Origin of the sequence: Bowmanella denitrificans (assembly GCF_039522935.1) — a bacterium.
Classification (GTDB): Bacteria; Pseudomonadota; Gammaproteobacteria; order Enterobacterales; family Alteromonadaceae; genus Bowmanella; species Bowmanella denitrificans.
Map to the genome: position 1 here is coordinate 19,926 of NZ_BAAAEI010000021.1, position 22,450 is coordinate 42,375.

A 22,450-nucleotide genomic window follows, 5' to 3' on the forward strand; every position below is an offset into this window, starting at 1 on the left:
TTTAGTTATTGGGCATCAGCCTTGCTTCAAATGGAGAGGCAGGCAGCCCTTCCAGGTTATACAGGTTGGCATCCTGGGGGTTATCCTGCCAGCCATAACGCACCGCGACAGGCTCTGAAATCTCATCTGACCATAATCTGACATATCGTCCGTCAATTCTGGTCTTGGCGTTAACAAATCTGCCATCACTACCTGCCAGGGTGAAGCCGGTCAAGGTCTGGCCTTTAGCCGTCAACCCAGTTCCCATATGGTTAAAGGCAAGCAGCAGGCTGTTCTTCTTGCGGATTAGATGTGAAAACAGTGGACCGGAATACACCAAGTCGCCCTCGTCATAAGTCAGATGCCTGGCTGCCAGGGCCATTCGTTGTGCCAGCCGCTTTTTTTCCAATGGGTGAATATCATTCCATTCGCCTAAATCAAAGCTAACGGCCATGGCAGTATTATCCAGCGCCAGAGACTGCAATTGCTGCTGACGTAACGCTGCCCAGTTACTTTGCACCGGCTCATGTTGGTAAGGGTTTAAGGCCGAAAGCTGGACAAACACAAAAGGCAGAGCGGGTTGCTGCCATTTCAAGCGCCAGTCCTGGATCAGCGCCATAAACATGTCTGCGTAGTGCTGTGGTGCACCAGTGTTTGACTCGCCCTGGTACCAGATCACTCCTTTAATGGCAAAACGGGTGGCGGGGGCCAGCATGGCATTGAATAAGCCAAGCGGCTTCCAGGCGATAAACTCAGCATTGGCCAGCGGCGGCATGTCAGTGCCAATCTGGTAATGCCAGTCTCCGCTTAAATCGATACGTTCATCCACTAATCTGAGTTCGTAAGGCTTATCCGGCACCAAGCCCCCTTGTCCGCGATGACTTAAGACTCTGATGGTCAGAGTATTTTCCCCCTCTTTAAGCAGCCCCGCCGGCACCTGATAAATACGCGGCGGGTACTGATAGGTGGTATTGCCGACCAACTGGCCGTTGATATAGGTTTGGTCCGCATCAGTGATACTGCCCAGTCGCAATATGGCGGTTTGTTTGGCTTGCTGCTGAGTCAGATGAAGATATTTTCGCAACCACAATACGCCATGCGAAAACGACTCGCCCTGTTCTTGCCAAAAGCCAGGCATATGCAGGCTTGGCCAATCTTTGTCCTGCAACGTGGCACTGTACCAGGCAGGGTCACTCAACAGGCCCAAATCCTGATGGTCAGCCAATTGGTGCCACTGCTGATGCTTTTGCTGATTGTCGGCTTCCAGTGCGTCGATGTTAGCCTGGTTGCGAAAATATTTGGCAGTCGCCATCTCATCGGGAAAATTTGCCAGTGCCTGCTCGCTCATCCAGCTTTGCACCGGCGAGCCGCCGTAACTGCTATTGATGATACCAATGGGGACATTCACGGCTTTGGTAAGCGCTTCGGCAAAAAAATAGGCTAATGCGGAGAAATCCTGAATATGCTCAACACTGGCTGTGCGCCATGCCACCTGCGGATAATCTTCATGGGGATGCTGAAAATCATAGGCTCTGGGTACCAAAAACTGGCGGATCAGGGGAAAGCTTTTACGTTTGGCCATCTGCGGGTATTTTTCCAGCACCCGTCGAACCGGCAGTTCCATGTTGGATTGGCCGGATGCCAGCCAGACATCCCCAAAGTAAAGGTCGTTAAGCTGAATCTGTTGTGATTGGCCGACAAACTTGAAGGTGTAAGGGCCACCGGCTTGCTGTGCAGGCAATTGGATTTGCCAGCGCCCCTGACTATCAGCCGTGGCGATTAGATGCAGATGATCAAATATCAGACTGATGCGCTCTTCAGGACTGGCCCAGCCCCAGATCTGCAACGACTTATCCCGCTGAAGCACCGCGCCATCAGACAGCAGCGCTGGTAGCCTGAGCTGTGCAAAGGCGTCTTTGCTGCAACATAACAGCGCCACAATCAGTAAAAACAACACCCGCATCAAGTCATCTCCTTGGTTTCTCTGGCAACTGACCATGGGTAAGCCAGTACCAAGGGGATAATGCGAAACCTGCCGATGTACGGCAACCGCCAGTTCAGGGATTAACAGATTTCATCAAATTGATACTCAATTCCGTAAGCCAGAGTCTGTCGACCTTTTATAGGCCACCAACGCATTGGCATGACCATGGCCCATTTGATGCTGTTCCTTGAGCCAGGTTACTTGTTCCATATGTTTCAACCCATGCAGGCTGTCCAACAATGACAGCCAGTGTTGAATAGATTGGCCATATTTCTTTTCAATGGAGGGAAAGTAGGAGGCTGGGCCTTTGGTGTCAGTCACGGTCGATTCCTTACAGTTAAACACTATCTATCAGTCGTTTACCTGCATCAGAGATCGACTATGGGCCTAACTTTTTTTAACTGCAACGGTATAACTTGCCTATCCGGTGTATCGAGGCTTAACCAAAGATCATGCGCCACAGCCAACTTTTATCCAGGTCTTCCTGACAGGATTTCAGTTGCACAGCATAGCGCTGCGATCGTTCTTTCACCCGGCCTGCCACTTTCTTAAGCCAGGCTTTTTGGTTGTAGGTCTTGCGCTTGTAGCCGCCCCAACCTTCGTGATAATTCAAATATTGAGCATAAGCGTCCCATTTGGACACACCATTAATCTTGTGGGTTTTGCTGATAAACCAGCCCATAAAATCCATGGCATCATCAAAATCTTCCCGCGACGCCCAACCGTTGCCGGTTTCACGCACGTAGTCTTGCCAGGTGGGAGTTTTAGCTTGAGAGTAGCCATAGGCTGAACTGATTCTTCCCCAGGGGATCAAACCAAAAAATACGTAGTCTCTGGGTGGCAAGGCATCGTGGCGAAAAGAGCTTTCCTGATACATCATTGCCATGGGCACATGAATAGGCACCCCCCATTTATCCTTCATATCAGAAGCCGCATCGTACCAGTCACGTTTTTCGTAAAAAATTTCACAGATATTGCTGCTGTCCTTAGGTGGACTGGTGGCACAGCCCGCCAACAACAAAGGCAGACAACAGATTAACGGGAATAAAATTTTTTTTTGCATCGGACTGAACTTCTTCCTTTAGCGTGACTCTCAATGATTGTGTGTTTGAGTGTGTCCCTTGTAAATTGTTGCCTGGCTTTGAAGCCAGGCTTTTTTTTGTCTTTTTTCAGCCCCGATTGAGGCGCAATCAGGCACAGGTTCTGTCAGCCACTGCAAAATAGTCGTGCAGGAATTGATCAAAAGAAACATTATCCTGGCGCTCCCCTTCTGCCTGTGCAGCTAACGAATCGGCCACCAGTTGCTCCAGCTCAGCTTCGCTGTGATAACTATACTGATGCTGCGCCAGCGTCTGTTTGTAATACTCTGCCATTTCCAGCGCATAGGCGCCGCTACCTTGTCCTGTGTCTTTCAAATGCTGAAGAATCCTGGCTGAAGGCGTCAGCGATGGGTCCAGAACTTTGTCCAGTTCAGTACGCACTGCGCTTTGATAAGCATCCCCTCCCTGCACGCTGTCTAATATCACAGCCACCTCTGCCATGCCCTTAAGCAGTTCCTGCGCCCAGTCTTGCAACGTTTGGCTCTGGCCATTATGACTCAGCATCAGATCAGGTTTGCGACCTTCCACTACCACGGAGCGAAGGTTTCGTTCGGTTTCTGCGAAATCTTCTCCACGCATTTCAGCACTTGGGCAAACGGCACAATACACGAGAAAAGTTTCAAGAAAATAAAACTGCTCAAGACTAATCCCCACATCACTGAATGGATTGACATCCAGCGCCCTCACCTCAATGTAACTGACCCCCCGCTCTGCCAACGCATCCGTGGGCTTTTCCAGTTTACGTGTGGGTTGTTTGGGCCGGATGGGAGAATAAAGCTCGTTTTCGATTTGCAATACATTGCTGTTTAACTGTTGGTATTGCCCATTTTTTTTGCCGGCAAATTTGGCGTAATCAGCAGACGGGGTATTAATGGCCTGGCGCAACGACGCAACATAATTGTCCAGTTGGTTATAACAAACATTTAGACCAGATTGGGCCTTGTTGGTATAACCCAGATCACTCATGCGCAGTGACGTGGCATAAGGCAGATAATAGGAACCGGTGGGCAAACGCTCAAACGGCAGATTGGACTGATTGTCTTTAATAAAGGAGCCACACAATGCCGGTGACGCGCCATACAAATAAGGAATTAACCAACAAAAGCGGCGATAATTGCGGATCATGTCAAAATAGGCAGCCGATACAGCATCTTGATCAGCGTCTGTGGCAGACACCGCTGGTAACCATTTATCCCAGAATGCCTGCGGCAGGGAAAAATTAAAATGCACACCGGCAATGGCTTGCATCATGCTGCCATAGCGGTTTTTCAGCCCCACCCGGTACAAGGTTTTCATCTTGCCGACATTCGAGCTGCCATATTGGGCAATGGGAATACTGTCTTCACTCTCTATGTAACAGGGCATGCTCATTGGCCACAGTCGTTCATCGCCAATACGTTCCAATACAAATTTGTGAATATCACGCAACTGCGCCAGCGCCTGGCGGGGGTCGGCGTGCGGTATAGTAATAAACTCCAGCAGTGCTTCAGAAAAATCGGTGGTGATATATTCATGGCACAAGGCGGAACCCAAGGCTTTGGGGTGAGGCGTCTGAGCAATACTGCCGTTGCTATTAATCCTCAGCGTTTCCCTTTCTATACCACGCAGTACGCCTTTCAGCGAATCAGCAATATCAGCCTGGCTCAGTTTGGCCAGGCGCTCGGCAAAAGTCATTGTTGTCTGCTGCAAAATTGATCCTAGTTTGGATACAAGACCCCATAGATGGGTAGTATTAATCTTATTTCAAGCCTTGCCAACCGAACAAATGGTTGTTGTCCGATACAAGGGCTGAAACGCCAGATAAATGGCGACCGGCAATAGCGCATAGATATTTCATTCGCCTCGTACCTTGCCGATTTCCTGTTAACATTAAGTGTAAGAAGTTATTGGACGAACGAAATGCAGGAGGGGCGGATGGCTCAGTATCTGGATATGGAATTTGCCTTGCAGCAATTAGGGGGCGACAAGCAACTATTGAACAATATGCTCAAACGCTTTGTTAACCAATACGGCCTGACTGCTGAGCACACCAGGCAACTGATGACCGACAAAAAATGGCAGGAAGCCAGACAATTGGTACACAGCCTTAAAGGCGTGGCTGGCAATCTGGGCATGACGCCTTTATATCAAAGTGCTTCGACATTGGAGCACGGCCTTAAGTCGGCATCCGCTGACGCAATGCAGCATTACCCTGCCTTTACTCATGATTTAGATGCGACCCTGGCAGAGATACAGGCGCTTTTGTCGGGTCCCTCTTTGGTCAGCGCTGCAGTCACAGAAGCAACGGCTGATCCGCAGGCTTACCAAACACTGGTCGCTATGCTGCAAAGCAACGAATTTATCTCTCCGTCCAAATTGGACAGTTTACTGGGCAGCTTGTCTTTGACGGAGGAAAATCGCGGTAAGCTACATGACCTCATCAGCGACTTGGAGTACCATCAGGCCATAAAATTCATCCAGCAACTGTAGGGGCTCCCTTAAGTTGCCATTGGCCATTGCATGACCTTAGACGTACATTTTGACCACCCCGATTTCCTCGCCGTCCATAAACCGCCCACTATTGGTATGCATCAGGAAGGCCAGAACATCGGCCTGGTGACCATGCTTAGCCAACAATTGGGTGGCCGTCCGTTGTGGCCGGTGCACCGATTGGATAAAGTCACCTCAGGCTTGGTACTCATAGCCAAAAATGCTGACACAGCAGCAGCGCTGTCTGGCCTGTTCGCCAAACGCCAGGTGGAAAAATACTATATTGCCCTGTCAGACAAGAAACCGGCTAAGAAACAAGGTGCCGTGATTGGCGATATGCAAAAAGCCAGGCGTGGTCAGTGGAAGCTGTCCACCAGCAAATTGTCACCAGCAGTCAGTCAGTTTTTCAGTGCCGGACTGGGGAACGGCTTGCGGCTTTTTGTGGTACGGCCACACACAGGTAAAACCCACCAAATTCGGGTAATGATGAAAAGCCTTGGCGCGCCCATACTGGGCGACTCACATTATGGCGCTACACCAGCCGATCGCACCTATCTGCACGCTCTGGCCCTAAGATTTACCTACCAAAACAATGCCTTCAGTTTTATCTGCCAGCCAGCGGCAGAACAACACTTTAACAGCCCGGAATACAACCGGGAAGTGGAGAAGTTTACTCCGCCCTGGGCACTTAGATGGCCACAGTTAGCCAATATAGGGGGCATGCATGGCTAGCTGGCGAAGCAAGATCGCAAGGCGCGTCAAACATCCATGGATTTTCATTTTAATGCTGCTGGCACTGGCGGTGTTCTGCGTCATGTTATGGTTACCCACCCAGTATTTACTGGTTGACGGCAGCAATGACAAACAGCACCACATTAGCTTTTTCCTTGGCCTGACCTGGTTATGCTGGTATAGCCTGCGCTATCACCCTGCCTGGCAGGCTTGCATGCTGGTGTTGTTTGCCGTACTCAGTGAATTGTCTCAGCACTGGGTGCCACATCGTCACAGTAGCTGGGAAGATTTACAGGCCAATTTACTTGGCATTGCTCTGGGTTACCTGTTGATTCTGCTTGTCAGGCTGATGCAAAAACTAATGGGCAAGCGTAAATGAAAGTAGTGATCCTGGGCCAGGGGGCGATCGGCAGCTTGCTGGCGGCCCGTTGCCAATGGTCGGGGGTGGATTATGCAGTGATCGGCCGAGATACTAAATTGCAAGCTATCCATTTTCAGTCAATTGATGGCAGATTGGATACTTTCACGCCCCCGTCAATCAGCCAGGAGCAATTGCGTGGCAGTGAGTTACTGATATTGCCACTCAAGGCCTATCAGATACTGCCAGCACTGAAATCCCTTAAGCCGTCCCTCAGTTCACAGCCACTGATATTGTTGCATAACGGTCTTGGCACTGAACATGAGTGCCGTGCACTCTTGCCTGCCCACCCCGTTGCATTGGCCATAACCCGGCTGGCCGCGCTAAAACAAGGCATCAGGGTACAGGAAACCGGCCGCGGGCAGACCGATCTGAGTTGGGTACAAAAGCCTGACAGTGATACCATGATGCAAGTGCAACAGCTAATCACCAACCTGTTGCCACCCAGCGAATGGCACCGGGACCTTCGTCCTTTGCAGTGGGCTAAGCTGGCTATTAACGCAGTGATTAATCCCCTTACCGCCCTGCACAATATCCGTAATGGTGAATTGGCATCAGCGGAGTTTCAGGTGCAGATCCAGGCCCTCAATCAGGAAACCGCCAAGCTTATGCAAAACCTTGGCATTCCGGGATCTGATGATTTGAATAACAAGGTTGCCGAGGTGATTAACGCCACTGCTGCTAACTTCTCATCTATGCATCAGGATTTTACCCATGGGCGGCAAACGGAGGTGGATTATATCAACGGCTTTCTGGTTCGCTCTGCGGCGCAGCGGGGTATGTCTTTACCCCAACATCAGGCACTTTGGCAGGCAATTAAGCATGGCAGGCCAGCAAATTAAATTGCTTTCGGTAGCGGCTGGGGGTTAGCCCCAGGTTTTTCTCAAAGTGCAGTCGTAAAGATAAAGCAGTGGCAAAACCACATTGCTGCGCCACCAACTCAACAGGTAAGTCAGAGCTTTCCAGCCAGTATCTGGCCTGTTCCAGTTGAGCATTTAAAAGCCATTGTTTGGCGCTTAGACCAAAGCTTTGCTTGAACTTGCGATCAAAGGTCCGGCGGCTCATATGGCTCTGCTGCGCCAATCGCTCCACCGTTAATCCTGCCGCCAGATTTTGTATAGCCCATTCAAGGGTTTTGCTCAGTTCACCTCGCCGTTTAGGCACCGGCAGTTCGATAAACTGCTGCTGGTCACCATCCCGATGGCCCGGCACCACCAGACGCCTGGCGGTGCGATTGGCTTGCTCTAAACCAAAATCTTCACGAATCAGCTGAATCGATAAATCCAGACAAGCCGCACTGCCTGCAGAGGTGTGGACATTGCCATCCTGCACATAGAGGCGGTTTATCTGCAACTTCACCGCCGGGAAACGGCGGGCAAAAGCCTCGGCATACTTCCAATGGGTAGTGGCGCATTTTCCATCCAATACTCCAGCGGCTGCCAGCACAAAGGCCCCCGAACAAAAAGATACCAAGCGCTTGCCAGCCTCGCTGGCTTGTTTCAATGCCTGGATGAGTGGTTCTGGAACCTCGGCATCGATATGACGCCAGCCCGGCATCAGGATAGTGTCAAAGTCAGCCAGGGAGCCAATCATTTTATCCACTTCCAGCCAGCCACCGCCACTTAAGCGGATGCGATTGTGATCGGTACCAATCACTTGTGTCTGGTACCAGTCGCCCCTGTCACGGCCATGGGAGGCAAATATTTCCACCGCCGCACCATATTCCAGCATGGATAAGCCGTCATAAACACAGATAGCAACGTGATGTGCTGTGCTATTTTTCATGGCTGAAAATTAACTTTTTTTGTTAAACAGGTCAATGTTCTGCAACTGCTGCCCCTGTTTTAATGCACATATCCTCGCTGTGAGGGTAAAAACAGGAGAATGATATGACACCATCTGAAGTAATGCGTATTCCCGCCGCCGCTCCTCAAGAAGCTCAGCGACACTTTGCCGCCAAACTGGCATTTGAAACCGATTGCGCCGATGTACAGGAAGCCATGAAAAAGGAACAACCTGACTTTGTGTTGCTGGATGTACGTGGCCCCAATGCCTATGCCCGTGAGCATGTGCCAGGGGCGATGAATCTGCCCAGAACACAGATGAGTCCCGCCGTTTTACAGGATCTGTGTGCTGGCAAAGCATTTGTAGTTTACTGTGCAGGGCCGCATTGTAACGGTGCAGACAAGGCTGCCGAGCTGATTGCCCGGTTTGGCTTTCAGGTCAAAATAATGATTGGTGGTGTTGAAGGCTGGCGGGATGAAAAATTCGGCTTCGCCAGCCTATAGCCTATATCAGCCTTGCCCGGCCAGGGAGGCCGGCATCAGGGGCGATACACTTTAACATTCTGATAGCCCTGTTCATGCAACAGTAAAGCCTGCATACGGCTCATCACTCCGCGGGCGCAATACAGATAATACTCCTGGCTTTGATCCAAATCGCCAAACTGACTGGCCAGACGGAAAAACGGCAGGGTTTTCACCTCGTGACCGTCCACCGTCAGAGGATTGTCTTCCTCCTCCTCGGGGCTGCGGATATCCAGCACCACTGCCCCCTGGGGTAAGGCATCGCTGGTTTGCACCTGCGGAACTTCGGCTTCAGTTTCCTGCGCCATACGGCGAATATCCAGCACATTGGATGCTTTGACCGCACGGTCCACCAGATCGGCATCCAGTTTAGCTTCCTGCTCCTCGACTTCACTGAGGATGGCTCTGACCGTGGGCTTTTTGGATATCACACCGCAATATTCCGGCATGCCTTTGGCAAAATCTTCGGTGCCGATTTGTCTGGCCAGACTGATAATGTCTGACTTGTCCCAACAAATCAGCGGCCGTAGCACCAATTTTTCTGTGGCCCGGTCAATGACCGCCAGATTAGATAAGGTCTGGCTGGATACCTGGCCTAATGCCTCGCCTGTCACTAAAGTCGAGATATCCAGATTATCCGCGACAATGCTGGCGGCGCGCATCATCATACGTTTTAGCACCACGCCCATCAGGCCGTTATCCACCCGTTCCAGAATTTGCGCCACCACTGGCTCAAAATCCACGGCAATAAACTTAACCCGGTGCGAAGTACTGTATTGTTTCCATAAGTAGCAGGCCACCTGCTTAACCCCGATTTCATGTTCCCTGCCACCAAGATTAAAGAAGCAGTAATGGGTGCGGGCACCACGACGAATCATCTGGTAACTGGCCACGCCGGAATCAAAGCCACCGGAAATCAGCGATACCACGTCTTCCTGGGTGGGCAATGGCATACCGCCCAGACATTTAAATCTGTCATCGATAATCAGCAGATGCTCTTTATCAATTTCCAGCTCTATCACCACATCGGGCTTGCTAAGATTAACGCCGCCGGTTTCACAATGCTGATTCAGGCCGCCGCCCACATAACGGGCCACGTCCACCGAACTGAATTCGTGTTTGCCGCGGCGCTTAACCCTGACCGCAAAGCTTTTACCAGCGAGCTTGTCGTGCCAAACGGCTTTGACCTGCTGATAAATATCGTCCAGATCTTGGTATTCACTTTGTCGTACCTGCAGACACTGCTCGATACCCGGAATGCGTTTAAGCTGGTCCACCACCAAAGCAGCCTGCTCGGGCGTCTCGGTTCTGGCTTCCATCACTAGCTTGTCCCATTTATTCCACACCGCCACTTTGAATTCATACGGCTTAAAAATATTACGCACATTGGATTCAAGGATCTTGGTAAAACGGCGGCGCACCGAGTCGCTCTTGATGGAGATTTCCGGGTGCAGCTTAAGAATAAATTTCATCGACGGGTACAACCTAGGGCAAAAGTGCGCGGAGTATAGCAGACTCGGCCATAGTTGGCAGTTGGCAGTTGGCAGTTGGCAGTTGGCAGTTGGCAGTTGGCAGTTGGCAGTTGGCAGTTGGCAGTTGGCAGTTGGCAGTTGGCAGTTGGCAGTTGGCAGTTGGCAGTTGGCAGTTGGCAGTTGGCAGTTCAGTCTGACTCGCGCTCATGCTCTGTCAACGGATTTCTGCTAACTGATTACTGATTACTGACCACTCAGTTCTGACGGCTTACATCCCGTCGGACTCAAGTCCGACCAACGGCGCTTGGACTGGGTTTTGCTGTCGGAATCTACTCTGACTCTTTGTGTTTATCCGAACTTTGCTGTCGAAATCAATTTCGACCCACTGTGGGTTGGGCTTAAGCCCAACAACAATAGCTTCAAAATCCGTGGTTACTATCCAGTTGGCAGTTCAGGTCGCCCCCGGCTATGCCAACTGACGACTGACGACTGACGACTGATTTACTGACCACTTAACTCCCTTCCGGTTCAACAATGGAAATGGGCTTGGACTCTTTCGGCGAGCCCTGGTTAATGGCGATTTCCACCCGGCGGTTACGACTTCTTCCCTCAGCGGTATTATTTGGTGCCAGCGGTTTATTATCAGCCATGCCCACCACGGTCATTCGGGATTCATCAAAGCCTTCGGCACCACGCATGGCTTCGGCTACAGCAACGGCGCGTTGCGCCGACAAGTCCCAGTTGGAGCGATAAAGTTCATTGGCAATGTTCTGGTTATCCGAATGCCCTGATACTTCAATGCGACCCGGAATATCCACCAGCAGGCTGCCAATTTTGCGCAGTACCGGAATAAATTGGGGTTGCAGAAACGCAGAACCCGCGGAAAACGCACCATTCTCACGGATGCGAATCGTAATCTGCTGCCCAAGGGATTCCATCTCAATGGCGCCATCAAGAATCTGCTTTTCCATCTGCTGGGCGATTTTCTTTACCAACTCGTTGGTTTGTTCCTGACTGGCGGCCTGTGACGAGCTACTGGCGGTTTCCTGCGCGGTTTGCTGTGATTTTCCACCACGTTGAGTGCCGCGTTGTTTCTGACGGCCACCGGCGGAGTCCTCGTCACCCGCTTGAAATTCCAACATCTGTTGGGTCATTTCAATGGTTTGCTGCTGAATATTCTCAATGGGGGTGGGATCGGGTCGACCTGGTCTGAATTCCATGGCAATTACGCTGGTGCCTTTGGGAATATCCTTGACTTCAATTTTATTCTGCACCCCAAACGCGAACTTCATCGAGCCGGCAATTTGCTTAAACTTCAGCACATCCATTTCTGAGAAGGCCAGCAACAGAACAAAAAAGCACATCAGCAGCGACATCAGGTCGGCAAAGGTTGCCATCCAGGCCGGTAGCCCGGATGGGCATTTGGGGCATTCCTGTTCTTCAGTTGCCATTCGCCCTACTCCTCGGTGTCGCCCGTGGCACGCTTACTGGCAGCCAGATAATTTTTCAGCAGCGCTTCGATCACTCTGGGGTTTTGACCATCGGCAATACCCAGAATTCCATCTAGTACCAAGCTTTGATTCAGCTTTTCCTGGCCAGCACGGTTACCCAACTTCTGTGAAATAGGTAAAGCCACTACGTTGGCAAAGAACGCGCCATATAAAGTGGTCAGCAAAGCCACCGCCATGGCAGGGCCGATGGCCTTTGGGTCATCCATATTCGATAGCATGGCCACCAGACCGATTAATGTACCTATCATGCCCATGGCAGGCGCAATATCCCCCAGGCTTTTAAAGATAGATGCGCCAAATTCATGCCGTTCTGAAGTCAGACTGATGTCTTTAGCCAACGTGGCACGCACGACATCTACATCATGACCATCCACCAGCATGTCTACACCTTTTTGCATAAAAGGGTTGCTGATTTCTGCTTCTTCCAGGGCCAGAAAACCGCCTTTTCTGGCGGCATCAGCCATTTCTACAATCTTTTCGATTAACTCTTCAGGCGCCTCAATTTTAAACATAAAGGCTTTGACAGCGATTTTACCAGCGCCAAAGAACTGCCCCATGGTATACGCACTCATCACCACAAACAGCGAGCCACCAAATACGATCAGGATAGAGGGGACGTTGACAAACATCATAATGTCGCCACCCAGGATCATGGACATAATGATAAAACCAACGGCACCCAACATGCCGATAAGGGTTGCTAAATCCACTCCGTCCTCCCCGAATGCGCGACTATCACCAGATTAGCTATTTTTCTGATAAACATGCCCTAAAGCATATTCCCATAACAAGTTTGCCGTAACTCGCCGAATTCGACAATGTTCAGAAATCATTATATTGATCTAGGGGCCAATCTTAACTTATTGACTTGGCTCACCAATTTATCGACCCACCAGAATCTTTCTAAAGCAACAATTTGCCGGGGGTAAAAGTGATTGACCATAATTGCCCCCTCGGGTAAGGTGCGAAGCCAGTTCCCAGCCCCGCCAGCACCTGTTTTGACGGGCAATCAATAGCCAGCAAACACCTATGACAAGCCGAAAGAAAACTGAAAATTTGTCGTTCGAACAATCCCTTGCCGAACTTGAGAGCATAGTCAAGCAAATGGAAGGCGGCGATTTGCCCCTTGAAGAGGCGTTAGCCCAGTTTGAACGAGGTATAGAACTTACCCGGCACAGCCAGTCAAAACTAAGTCAGGCACAGCAAAAGGTCAGCATCCTGATGGAAAAACAAGGTCAGGCTGAATTAGTTCCCTTTGATGACGCTGGCGAATAAAACATGTCACAGGATTGGCTAGAAGAGTTCGGCCAGTATCAGGCCAGAATCAACCATCTGTTGCAGACTCAGATTCAGGGATTGCCGGATCTAGCTCCCAGGCTCAAAGACGCCATGGGGTATGCATTGCTGATGGGTGGCAAGCGCGTCAGGCCTGCCCTTGTATACGCAACAGGCAGTATGCTTAAGGTCAGACAGGAAGACCTGGATGCGGCCGCGATGGCCCTTGAATGTATCCACAGTTATTCCCTGGTGCATGATGACTTGCCCGCGATGGACAACGATGACCTGCGCCGCGGTAAACCCACTTGTCATATCGCGTTTGATGAGGCGACCGCTATACTGGCTGGCGATGCCCTGCAAACCCTGGCTTTCAGTCTGCTGTGCGATTACCCTCTGAGCGCAGAATGCCAGCAAAGGCGCATCCACCTGGTGAGTGCCGTGGCCAAAGCGTCTGGATATCAGGGCATGTGCGGCGGACAGGCACTGGATATGGCCGCCACTGACAAACCAATCGATATTCAGCAACTGGAAATTTTGCACCGCTGCAAAACCGGGGCTTTGCTCACTGCTTCAGTAGAGCTGGCCTGCATCTTGGCTGACGCGCCTACTGAGCAGCGATTGCAACTGCAGAAATTTGCCGGTGCCATTGGCCTGGCATTTCAGGTGCAAGACGATATTCTCGATGTGACCGGCGATACGCAAACACTGGGAAAACGTCAGGGTTCTGACCAATTCCTAAACAAAAGTACCTATCCGGCGCTGTTGGGTTTGGAAGGAGCCAAAGGGCTTGCACAGCAACTTTATCAGCAAGCACTTCAAGCCTTGCAGCCTTTACCTTACAATACGGATCTTTTGCGGTCGTTCGCCGGATATATCATTGACCGTAACCACTAAAATAATAAGTGCACATGACTCTGGATTTAGCCCATTACCCCATTCTGGCTCTGGCCGATACACCGCAGCAATTACGTGAGCTGCCTCAGGATAAACTGCGCCAGTTGGCCAAGGAGCTGCGCCAATATCTGCTGACCTGTGTCAGTCAGAGCAGCGGCCATTTTGCCTCTGGATTGGGCACGGTAGAATTAACCGTGGCGCTGCACTATGTGTATAACACGCCCTTTGACCGACTGATTTGGGATGTGGGCCACCAGGCCTATCCGCATAAAATTCTGACCGGACGAAGGGAACGCATGCCCAGTATCCGGCAAAAAGGTGGGCTGCACCCCTTCCCCTGGCCTTTGGAAAGTGAATTCGATACCTTTGCCGTCGGCCATTCCTCGACGTCCATCAGCGCCGCTTTAGGCATGGCGGTGGCGGCAGAAAAAGAAGGGTTGGGGCGAAAAACCGTTGCAGTAATTGGCGACGGTGCCATGACTGCGGGCATGGCGTTTGAGGCGATGAACCATGCTGGCGATATTAAAAAAGACTTGTTAGTTGTACTCAACGACAACGAAATGTCGATTTCAGAGAATGTCGGAGCCCTTAACAGTCACCTGGCCAGGCTGCTGACCGGGCGTTTCTTTAACTCCATTCGCGACGGCGGTAAAAAACTGCTCTCCAACGTACCTCCTATCAAGGAGTTTGCCAGCCGCGCCGAAGAACACATTAAAGGAATGGTGGTACCTGGTACCATATTCGAAGAGCTGGGCTTCAATTATATCGGCCCCATCGACGGCCATGATGTGAACGGTATGGTGGATACCCTGCGTAATATGCGCCAAATGAGTGGCCCGCATATTCTGCATGTGGTGACCAAAAAAGGTAAAGGCTACGAAGAAGCGGAAAAAGATCCGATTAAATTCCATGCCGTACCTAAATTTAACCCCAGTGACAACAGTCTGCCTAAAGCGAAAGCGTCAGGCCCGACCTTCTCGGCCATTTTTGGCAACTGGTTATGCGATATGGCCAGCAAGGATGAAAAGTTAATGGCCGTTACACCCGCTATGCGTGAAGGCTCGGGTATGGTGAAGTTTTCCCAGCAGTATCCTGCGCAATATTTTGATGTGGCCATTGCCGAGCAACATGCGGTGACCTTTGCCGCAGGTTTAGCCAAAGAAGGCTATAACGCTGTGGTGGCCATTTATTCCACCTTCCTGCAGCGTGCCTACGATCAGTTGATCCATGATGTGGCACTGCAAAACCTGCCGGTGCTTTTTGCCGTTGATCGCGCCGGACTGGTGGGAGCGGATGGCCCTACCCATCAGGGTGCTTTCGATATTCCGTTTATGCGCTGTATTCCCAATATGCTGATTATGACGCCGTCAGATGAAGATCAGTGCCGCCAGATGCTGTATACCGGCCATCTGCATAACGGTCCTGCGGCAGTAAGATACCCTCGTGGTCAAGGTATGGGCGTGGCAGTACAAGAACAAATGCAGGCCCTGGAGCTTGGCAAAGGCAAAGTGTTACGGGAGGGCCAGGACATTGCCATTCTTAACTTTGGCACTTTGCTGCCCGGTGCACTACAGGCAGCAGAAAAACTCAATGCCACGGTGGCAGATATGCGCTTTGTCAAACCTTTAGACGATGCGCTGATTAAACAATTGGCCCAGCAGCACAAATTGCTGGTCACATTGGAAGACGGTGCCATTCAAGGTGGTGCGGGCAGCGCAGTGGGTGAATCATTGCACCGCCAGCAATTGAGCAGCCGCTTACTGACACTTGGCCTGCCCGACAGTTTTATTATGCAGGGCACGCAGGAAGAGATGTATGCAGAACTGCAAATCGACGGCCCTGGCATACAAGCTCAGGTCCAGGCTTTTCTAACCACCCCAAATTAACGTCTCCAGCAGATGCCGGGTAGTCCGGCATCTTGTTCTAGCGCCCACCTCACAACTTAAAATCATTACAGCCAGTTGACGATATTTGTTACTTTCGCTGGCTAAAGGAGAAGGCTTGCAAGGTATGGCAAGAGGCTTTCTGGTCAGCGGCGTCAACAACGTTATCGCTACGCTGTGGCCAATTTCGGATAAAGTTTCCGCTGAATTTATGCTGAGTTTCTATCGATATCTGGGGGATTCAAAAGACTATGCTAAAGCGCTACAACAGACCCAGATAGAATTTGCCAGCAATCCTCGTTACCGCCATCCTTTTTATTGGGCGGCTTATACGCATTACGCTAAATAAGTCTTAGAGAGCCACATTTAGCGCCGGTGGTATGGTCTATCCAAACCAACGCCAAGAGGCGACGATTACACCCAGCCCAGATAAATAAGCCCGTGCAGGCTCAGGCAGGCCAGTATGCCAGCCAGAATATCGTCCAGCATAATACCCAGACCGCCATGAATATGCTTATCCAGATAGCTGATGGGCCAGGGTTTAACAATATCGAACAGACGAAATAGAATGAATCCAGCCACCAGCGTGGTTAGATTGACAGGCGCCAGCATAAAGGTCAGCAACATGCCGGCCACTTCATCCCAGACGATAGCACTATGGTCGTGCACCCCCATATCCCTGGCGGTTTTACCGCAGATCCAGACGCCGGCCACGCAAGCCGCCAAGGTCACAAGCAAATAAAGCGCACTGCCGCTAAAAGCGGCCAGTAAAACCAGCGGCACGGCGGCAAGACTGCCAAATGTACCAGGTGCCCAGGGTGCCAGGCCTGAGCCAAATCCAAGCGCCAGGAAATGGGCAGGATTTTTCAGACTTAGTAAATGTACAGGATTGGATTTAGCTGAAGTGCTGATAGCCTTGTCCTTCAAAGGCGTAACGCTCCTTGCCATCGCGCAGTTCCAGTTTCCCCTGCACACCGTTTAATTGGCCGATACAGGTGACCGACACACTGGCCGTGGTCATCGCCAGGTCCAGATTGCCTTTCTGCTCTTCGGATACGCTAAACAATAGTTCGTAGTCGTCACCGGCGGTTAGTGCATAACGCAGTGCCTGCTCCCCGGCAACGCTGTCGCGCATGGCCTCTGACAAGGGCAATTTGTCCACCTGCAATATCGCACCGCAATTTGATGCCTGCATAATATGCCGTAGATCAGCAATCAGGCCATCGGATATATCGATACAGCTGCTGGCGATGCGCCTTAACATCGTTCCTACCAGTACTCTAGGGGTAGGGTAATTCAGACGGTTGGCAACGAAATTACGATGCTTTGGTGGTACATCCATTTTCCCCTGCAGCATATCCAGCCCTAATCCGGCATCTCCCAGGGTACCGGTAACATACAACCAGTCTCCTGGCTTAGCTTTGGCACGGGTCAAGGCCTGATCTTTAGGCACAAAGCCCTGTGCTGTCAGGGTAATACTGAGAGGCCCTTTTACGGTATCACCACCGATCAATTGCACCGAGTAATATTCAGTCAGTTCCTGCATTCCCAAAGAGAACTCGTCCAGCCACTGCTCATCCACATTGGGCATGGCCAGTGACAGGCTAATCCAGGCAGGCTCCGCCCCCATGGCGGCCAAATCGCTGAGATTGACCGCCACCGCTTTATGGGCAATGGCCCTGGCGGGGGTGTTTTCGGGAAAATGCACACCACTGACCAAAGTGTCAGTGGTCACTGCCAGGGACTGATTTTGCGGCACATTGACAATGGCGCAATCGTCCCCTATTCCCAATTGCACGTCCCGGCGCACATGGCTACGCGGTTTGAAATACTGGGCAATAATGTCGAATTCTTTCACAGGAATCAGGCTTGCTCGTGTTTGCGCAGGGTACGAACCGCTTTGTCCAGCACCCCGTTAACGAATTTATGACTCTCTTCGGCACCAAAAGCCTTAGCAAGTTCAATGGCTTCGTTAATCACTACCTTGTATGGCACGTCAACACGCTTTACCAGCTCATAGGTAGCCAGACGCAGAATGGCTTTTTCCACAGGGTCCAGCTCTTCTGGCAAACGCCCCAGGTAAGGGCGAATTTTCGCATCAAGCTCGGCGCTGTCATTGATTACGGCGCGCAGCAGTTCTTGAAAAAATGCCAGGTCTACCTTGGTCATGTCATTGGTAGACGCCAGGTGCAGTTCAATCTGGTGGGCTGAATTTTTTGACATCTGCCAGGAATAAATACCTTGCAGCGCCAGTTCTCTAGCCTTACGACGGGAAGATGGTTTCACCGCTCAGACTCCTTCGATCTGGTCGATGACATTGACCATTTCCAGTGCGCCCATCGCCGCTTCAGCACCTTTGTTACCCGCCTTGGTACCTGAACGCTCAATGGCCTGCTCAATACTGTCGGTAGTGATAACGCCAAAGGCTACAGGAATACCAAATTCTAACGATACCTGCGCCAGGCCTTTGTTACATTCACCAGCCACGAAATCAAAATGTGGGGTACCACCGCGAATAACGGCTCCAAGGGCAATAATGGCATCAAACTTTTGCTTTTCGGCCAATTTTTTAGCCACCACTGGAAGCTCATAAGCACCAGGCACCCGTACCAGAGTGATATCCTGATCATTGACCTCACCTACCCGCTCCAGCGTGTCCAGGGCGCCTTCCACCAGGCTTTCCACTACAAAACTGTTGAATCTGGACACAACAACGGCAAATTTCTTGCCGGTGGCGCGCAGGTTACCTTCGATGATATTCATGCTCTATCCCCATAATCAAAACGGCGCGTATCATACCACAGCCGCCGTTTAGGTGAATGGCTAAAATTACAGGCAGGCTGGATGGAATATGGTTTCCATCCAGGTTGAGCTTAATTCACGTATTCCACCACTTCCAGGCCAAAGCCGGATAATGCATGATACTTCTTCGGTTTGCTTAGCAGCCGCATCTTACGCACCCCAAGAGACGCTAGAATTTGGCAGCCCACTCCGACTGTTCGGGATGTTCCAGTCCAACCTGGTGCAGGCGCTTGTTCACCTTTATCCTCGGCTTCAAACTGGCGAACCTTGGCAATCAAATCCTGATTGGATTCTTCCTTACCCAGAATCAACAGCACACCGCCTTCATCGGCGATACGCGCCATAGCCTGATGCAGGCCCATGCTGCGATCTAATGAGCGCTGGGACGCCAGTAAGTCGCCAAAGGTATCGTGCAGGTGCACCCGCACCAGTGCTGGCACATCCCCCTCAATACTGCCTTTGCGCAGGGCAAAATGCAGTTGATCATCGATTTCATCTTTATAGGTAATCAGGTCAAACTCACCAAACTCAGTGGGCAGGCGGCACTCTGCCACTTTTTCAATGGTGGTTTCATTGAGGTTCCGGTACTCAATCAAATCGGCAATAGTACCAATCTTTATGCCGTGCTTTTCGGCGAACTTTTCCAGCTCCGGGCGCCGGGCCATGCTGCCGTCGTCATTGAGAATTTCAACAATCACGGCGGCAGGCTCAGCCCCGGCTAACCGTGCCAGGTCAACTCCGGCTTCGGTATGTCCAGCCCGATTCAGTACTCCCCCATCTTTGGCAATCAACGGAAATATATGTCCGGGCTGAACTATATCACCGGCTTTAGCATCAGGTGCCACTGCAGCCAACACGGTGCGCGCGCGATCAGCGGCAGAAATCCCGGTGGTAACACCACTGGCCGCTTCAATGGAAACGGTAAAATTTGTGGAAAACTGTGCACCGTTGTTGGTCACCATCAACGGCAGGTTCAGGCGTTTACAACGCTCCGCCGTCATTGGCAAACAGACCAGGCCCCGTGCATGGGTCACCATAAAGTTAATGGCCTGCGGCGTAACATGTTGCGCCGCCATAATCAGATCACCTTCATTTTCCCGATCCTCATCGTCCATCAGGATCACCATTTTGCCCTGACGGATATCGTCAATCAGTTCCTGGGTGCTATTCAGTGCCATAGTCTCCACTCAATTTTGTAGGGTAAATCTGCTACCGATTTGTCGGCAGCCTCGTTGTATCGTTAGCGGCCTTTTAAATATCCGTGTTCGGCTAAAAACGCCATACTGATGTCTTTTTTGGCCCCCGATTGTGCGGCCTTTTCTCCCAGCAACAAACGTTCTAAATAGCGGGCAACCACATCAACTTCAAGGTTAACTTTAGTGCCGGATTGATAATCACCTATATTGGTTTCTTTCAAGGTATGGGGCACCAAGGTCAGCATAAATCTGGCGCCGTCCAAATCGTTTACCGTCAAGCTGACACCATCCACGGTAATTGAGCCTTTCTGTGCAATATAGCGGGCCAGCTCATCCGGCGCCTGTACCCATATTTCCACCGCACGGGCGCTGCTTTGCACAGATAAAATGTCACCCACCCCATCCACATGCCCACTGACAATATGTCCGCCAAAACGGGTAGACGCCAGCATGGCTTTTTCCAGATTCACCCTCTGTCCCACCTTGTAATGAGCAAACCCGGAGCGTTTCAGGGTTTCTGCGGAAAGATCGGCCACATAGTGCTGCGACGAAAAATCTACCACTGTCAGGCACACACCATTAGTGGCAATACTGTCCCCCAGTGCCACGTCGCTCATATCCAGTTTGCCGCTATCAACGGTCAAACGCACATCACCACCGGTGGGCTCAATGGCGCGAATATGACCAACGGCCTGAATAATACCTGTAAACATAGGTTACTCCGTTTGGGAAGATGGATAGACAACTTGGGCGGTCAGGCGCAGATCCTCGCCCACTTGGCGAATATCCTGCCAGCGCAGGGCAATGGCTTGCTGCATATGACTCAGACTTGGCATCAGTGCCAAACCCTTTGCCTTATCCCCCATGATCTTGGGCGCCTGATACAGCATCAATGTATCAACCAGCTTATATTCTAACAGTGCACCGGCCAGCGCCGCGCCTGCTTCCACCCACAAATTGTTCACCCCGGACTCGGCCAAATGGGTCAACAGTGCGGGCAAGCTCACCCGCTTGCCCTTTTCCTGACAATGCCACTGACGAACCTGTTTAGGGTACAAATGGGGGCTAACTGACTTGTTCGCAAGCAGAATCGGCCCAGGCAAACTAAACAAACGATATTCTGGGGTGAGCTGGTTACGGCTGTCGACGATAACCCGCAGAGGCTGACGTACAACCGGGGTATCTATGCCCAACTGATTTGCATCAAGTCGCACGTTCAGCATGGGATCATCAATCATCACGGTGCCTGAGCCGGTTAAAATGGCACAGCTTTTCGCCCTTTCACGCTGCACATCCAAACGTGCTTGTTCACTGGTAATCCACTGACTGTGGCCATTTTCCATCGCGGTTTTGCCATCCAGACTGGCCGCCAGCTTCAGTGTCACCAAGGGCCGTCCCTGCGTCATTCGTTGAATAAATCCTGCGTTCAGGGCTTCGGCCTGACTTTTCAACAGGCCGACCTGTACATCAATTCCGGCATCTTGCAGCATTTGCAGACCACGTCCCGCGACCTGCGGGTTAGGGTCCTGCATAGCGGCCACCACACGTTTGATGCCGGCTTTAATCAAACCTTCAGCACAAGGGGGCGTGCGCCCATAATGACTGCATGGCTCCAACGTTACATAGGCAGTAGCTCCTTTGGCGTTATCCCCGGCTTGTCTTAGGGCAAACACCTCTGCATGTGGGCCACCAGCCTGCTGATGCCAGCCTTCTCCAACCAGTTCACCTTGGGCAGAAACAATCACACAGCCAACGTTTGGATTAGGTGAGGTGGTATAACGCCCTTTTTCTGCCAGTTGCAAGGCATTAGCCATCCATTGATGCTCGGCTTGGCTGAATTGCGACATGTCAGTCTCCCAAACGGGCGATTTCTTCACCGAACTCGCGAATATCTTCGAAGGAGCGGTACACCGAGGCAAAGCGCACATAGGCCACTTTGTCCAACTCCTTTAGTTCATTCATAATGACATTGCCGATCAGTTTACTGTCCACCTCGCGTTCACCTGTGGCGCGTAGCGTAGACATCACCCGGTTAACACACTTCTCTACTTGTTCTGTACTGACTGGGCGTTTCTCAAGTGCACGCTGCAAACCGGCGCGCAGCTTTTCTTCGTTAAAGGGTTCGCGAGAGCCGTCACGTTTCACGACCTTGGGCATCACCAGCTCGGCGGTTTCGAATGTGGTAAATCGTTCGTGGCATTTAAGGCATTCACGACGACGACGGATCTGATGGCCATCGGCCACCAGTCGGGAATCAATTACCTTGGTTTCCTGTTCAGAACAAAAGGGACAATACATGGTCACTCCAGGAAGGAAAATTCTGCCACCGACAAGCTCTCACAGTTGTAGAGCCTGGCAGCCGCCGCTAAGCTATCAAAAAAACGCTTCGGATAACAGTCATAGAGGCCCAGGCATCATGAGAATAC

At 51.3% G+C, this 22,450-nt stretch carries 26 protein-coding genes; 10 read left to right on the plus strand and 16 right to left on the minus strand.

Annotated elements, in window-relative coordinates; all coding sequences use genetic code 11:
- Position 1: 1 nt before the first annotated feature.
- From ABD028_RS16700 to gshA, 4 genes are all read right to left on the minus strand, one after another.
- Positions 2-1,942: a sialate O-acetylesterase gene (locus tag ABD028_RS16700; RefSeq protein WP_343846375.1), complete on the minus strand. Its 1,941-nt coding sequence runs from the start codon at positions 1,940-1,942 to the stop codon at positions 2-4.
- 126 nt (positions 1,943-2,068) lie between these two features.
- Complete coding sequence (locus ABD028_RS16705; protein WP_343846376.1) at positions 2,069-2,284, minus strand: DUF4287 domain-containing protein; 216 nt, start codon at positions 2,282-2,284, stop codon at positions 2,069-2,071.
- A 118-nt stretch (positions 2,285-2,402) separates the two neighbouring features.
- On the minus strand, positions 2,403-3,026 hold the full coding sequence (locus tag ABD028_RS16710; RefSeq protein ID WP_343846378.1) for a transglycosylase SLT domain-containing protein: 624 nt from the start codon (positions 3,024-3,026) through the stop codon (positions 2,403-2,405).
- A 127-nt stretch (positions 3,027-3,153) separates the two neighbouring features.
- Entirely contained in the window at positions 3,154-4,752 is a 1,599-nt protein-coding gene (gene gshA, locus ABD028_RS16715; protein ID WP_425542128.1) for a glutamate--cysteine ligase, read from the minus strand.
- Positions 4,753-4,977: 225 nt separating this feature from the next.
- Between gshA and ABD028_RS16720 the strand changes: the two genes are divergently transcribed.
- The 4 genes from ABD028_RS16720 to ABD028_RS16735 are packed head-to-tail and all read left to right on the plus strand — an operon-like array spanning position 4,978 to position 7,524.
- Positions 4,978-5,532, plus strand: coding sequence for an Hpt domain-containing protein (locus tag ABD028_RS16720; protein ID WP_343846380.1), 555 nt, complete (start codon positions 4,978-4,980; stop codon positions 5,530-5,532).
- A 30-nt stretch (positions 5,533-5,562) separates the two neighbouring features.
- Positions 5,563-6,264 carry a TIGR01621 family pseudouridine synthase gene (locus tag ABD028_RS16725; protein ID WP_343846382.1) on the plus strand — a complete coding sequence of 234 codons (702 nt, stop codon included), beginning with the start codon at positions 5,563-5,565 and terminating at the stop codon, positions 6,262-6,264.
- Positions 6,257-6,643 carry a VanZ family protein gene (locus tag ABD028_RS16730; protein ID WP_343846384.1) on the plus strand — a complete coding sequence of 129 codons (387 nt, stop codon included), beginning with the start codon at positions 6,257-6,259 and terminating at the stop codon, positions 6,641-6,643. Before ABD028_RS16725 ends, ABD028_RS16730 begins: the two co-directional genes overlap by 8 nt.
- Positions 6,640-7,524 (plus strand): ketopantoate reductase family protein, encoded by an 885-nt coding sequence (locus ABD028_RS16735; protein ID WP_343846386.1) that lies wholly within the window; start codon positions 6,640-6,642, stop codon positions 7,522-7,524. The genes ABD028_RS16730 and ABD028_RS16735 overlap by 4 nt, the downstream gene beginning before the upstream one ends.
- On the opposite strand, the gene ABD028_RS16740 is transcribed toward ABD028_RS16735, so the two are convergent.
- Positions 7,499-8,467: a helix-turn-helix domain-containing protein gene (locus ABD028_RS16740; protein ID WP_343846388.1), complete on the minus strand. Its 969-nt coding sequence runs from the start codon at positions 8,465-8,467 to the stop codon at positions 7,499-7,501. The genes ABD028_RS16735 and ABD028_RS16740 overlap by 26 nt on opposite strands.
- A 104-nt stretch (positions 8,468-8,571) precedes the next feature.
- Between ABD028_RS16740 and ABD028_RS16745 the strand changes: the two genes are divergently transcribed.
- Positions 8,572-8,970, plus strand: coding sequence for a rhodanese-like domain-containing protein (locus tag ABD028_RS16745; RefSeq protein ID WP_343846390.1), 399 nt, complete (start codon positions 8,572-8,574; stop codon positions 8,968-8,970).
- A gap of 35 nt (positions 8,971-9,005) precedes the next feature.
- Here the strand turns inward: ABD028_RS16745 and thiI are convergent, their stop codons facing one another.
- Positions 9,006-10,460, minus strand: coding sequence for a tRNA uracil 4-sulfurtransferase ThiI (gene thiI, locus ABD028_RS16750; RefSeq protein ID WP_343846392.1), 1,455 nt, complete (start codon positions 10,458-10,460; stop codon positions 9,006-9,008).
- Positions 10,461-10,542: 82 nt separating this feature from the next.
- On the opposite strand from thiI, the gene ABD028_RS16755 reads away from it, so the two are divergent.
- The gene (locus ABD028_RS16755) at positions 10,543-10,692 is read left to right on the plus strand and encodes a hypothetical protein (protein ID WP_343846394.1); all 150 of its coding nucleotides are present in this window, start codon (positions 10,543-10,545) and stop codon (positions 10,690-10,692) included.
- A gap of 280 nt (positions 10,693-10,972) precedes the next feature.
- Here the strand turns inward: ABD028_RS16755 and ABD028_RS16760 are convergent, their stop codons facing one another.
- Both ABD028_RS16760 and pomA read right to left on the minus strand, forming a co-directional pair.
- Positions 10,973-11,911 (minus strand): flagellar motor protein MotB, encoded by a 939-nt coding sequence (locus tag ABD028_RS16760; RefSeq protein ID WP_343846396.1) that lies wholly within the window; start codon positions 11,909-11,911, stop codon positions 10,973-10,975.
- 5 nt (positions 11,912-11,916) lie between these two features.
- Positions 11,917-12,681 (minus strand): flagellar motor protein PomA, encoded by a 765-nt coding sequence (gene pomA / locus ABD028_RS16765; protein ID WP_102795648.1) that lies wholly within the window; start codon positions 12,679-12,681, stop codon positions 11,917-11,919.
- Between the two features lie 319 nt (positions 12,682-13,000).
- Here pomA and xseB point away from each other — a divergent pair, with 319 nt between their 5' ends.
- The 4 genes from xseB (at position 13,001) to ABD028_RS16785 (ending at position 16,375) form a co-directional block, all read left to right on the plus strand.
- Positions 13,001-13,246: an exodeoxyribonuclease VII small subunit gene (gene xseB / locus ABD028_RS16770; protein WP_343846398.1), complete on the plus strand. Its 246-nt coding sequence runs from the start codon at positions 13,001-13,003 to the stop codon at positions 13,244-13,246.
- A gap of 3 nt (positions 13,247-13,249) precedes the next feature.
- Positions 13,250-14,143, plus strand: coding sequence for a (2E,6E)-farnesyl diphosphate synthase (gene ispA / locus ABD028_RS16775; protein ID WP_343846399.1), 894 nt, complete (start codon positions 13,250-13,252; stop codon positions 14,141-14,143).
- A gap of 14 nt (positions 14,144-14,157) precedes the next feature.
- Positions 14,158-16,029, plus strand: a complete 1,872-nt coding sequence (gene dxs / locus ABD028_RS16780; protein WP_343846401.1) for a 1-deoxy-D-xylulose-5-phosphate synthase — start codon at positions 14,158-14,160, stop codon at positions 16,027-16,029.
- A gap of 115 nt (positions 16,030-16,144) precedes the next feature.
- Entirely contained in the window at positions 16,145-16,375 is a 231-nt protein-coding gene (locus tag ABD028_RS16785) for a CHAT domain-containing protein (RefSeq protein ID WP_343846403.1), read from the plus strand.
- Positions 16,376-16,440: 65 nt separating this feature from the next.
- Here the strand turns inward: ABD028_RS16785 and ABD028_RS16790 are convergent, their stop codons facing one another.
- The 8 genes from ABD028_RS16790 to nrdR form a co-directional block, all read right to left on the minus strand.
- The gene (locus tag ABD028_RS16790; RefSeq protein WP_343846405.1) at positions 16,441-16,953 is read right to left on the minus strand and encodes a phosphatidylglycerophosphatase A family protein; all 513 of its coding nucleotides are present in this window, start codon (positions 16,951-16,953) and stop codon (positions 16,441-16,443) included.
- Positions 16,922-17,884 (minus strand): thiamine-phosphate kinase, encoded by a 963-nt coding sequence (thiL, locus tag ABD028_RS16795; RefSeq protein WP_343846407.1) that lies wholly within the window; start codon positions 17,882-17,884, stop codon positions 16,922-16,924. Before thiL ends, ABD028_RS16790 begins: the two co-directional genes overlap by 32 nt.
- 5 nt (positions 17,885-17,889) lie before the next feature.
- Positions 17,890-18,312: a transcription antitermination factor NusB gene (gene nusB / locus ABD028_RS16800; RefSeq protein ID WP_343846409.1), complete on the minus strand. Its 423-nt coding sequence runs from the start codon at positions 18,310-18,312 to the stop codon at positions 17,890-17,892.
- 3 nt (positions 18,313-18,315) lie between these two features.
- Complete coding sequence (gene ribH, locus ABD028_RS16805; RefSeq protein ID WP_102795661.1) at positions 18,316-18,789, minus strand: 6,7-dimethyl-8-ribityllumazine synthase; 474 nt, start codon at positions 18,787-18,789, stop codon at positions 18,316-18,318.
- A 110-nt stretch (positions 18,790-18,899) separates the two neighbouring features.
- The gene (ribBA, locus tag ABD028_RS16810; protein ID WP_343846412.1) at positions 18,900-20,006 is read right to left on the minus strand and encodes a bifunctional 3,4-dihydroxy-2-butanone-4-phosphate synthase/GTP cyclohydrolase II; all 1,107 of its coding nucleotides are present in this window, start codon (positions 20,004-20,006) and stop codon (positions 18,900-18,902) included.
- Positions 20,007-20,068: 62 nt separating this feature from the next.
- Positions 20,069-20,737 carry a riboflavin synthase gene (locus ABD028_RS16815; RefSeq protein ID WP_343846414.1) on the minus strand — a complete coding sequence of 223 codons (669 nt, stop codon included), beginning with the start codon at positions 20,735-20,737 and terminating at the stop codon, positions 20,069-20,071.
- Positions 20,738-20,740: 3 nt separating this feature from the next.
- Entirely contained in the window at positions 20,741-21,871 is a 1,131-nt protein-coding gene (gene ribD / locus ABD028_RS16820) for a bifunctional diaminohydroxyphosphoribosylaminopyrimidine deaminase/5-amino-6-(5-phosphoribosylamino)uracil reductase RibD (protein WP_343846416.1), read from the minus strand.
- 1 nt (position 21,872) lies between these two features.
- Positions 21,873-22,322, minus strand: a complete 450-nt coding sequence (gene nrdR / locus ABD028_RS16825) for a transcriptional regulator NrdR (protein WP_102795665.1) — start codon at positions 22,320-22,322, stop codon at positions 21,873-21,875.
- Positions 22,323-22,450 lie beyond the last annotated feature (128 nt).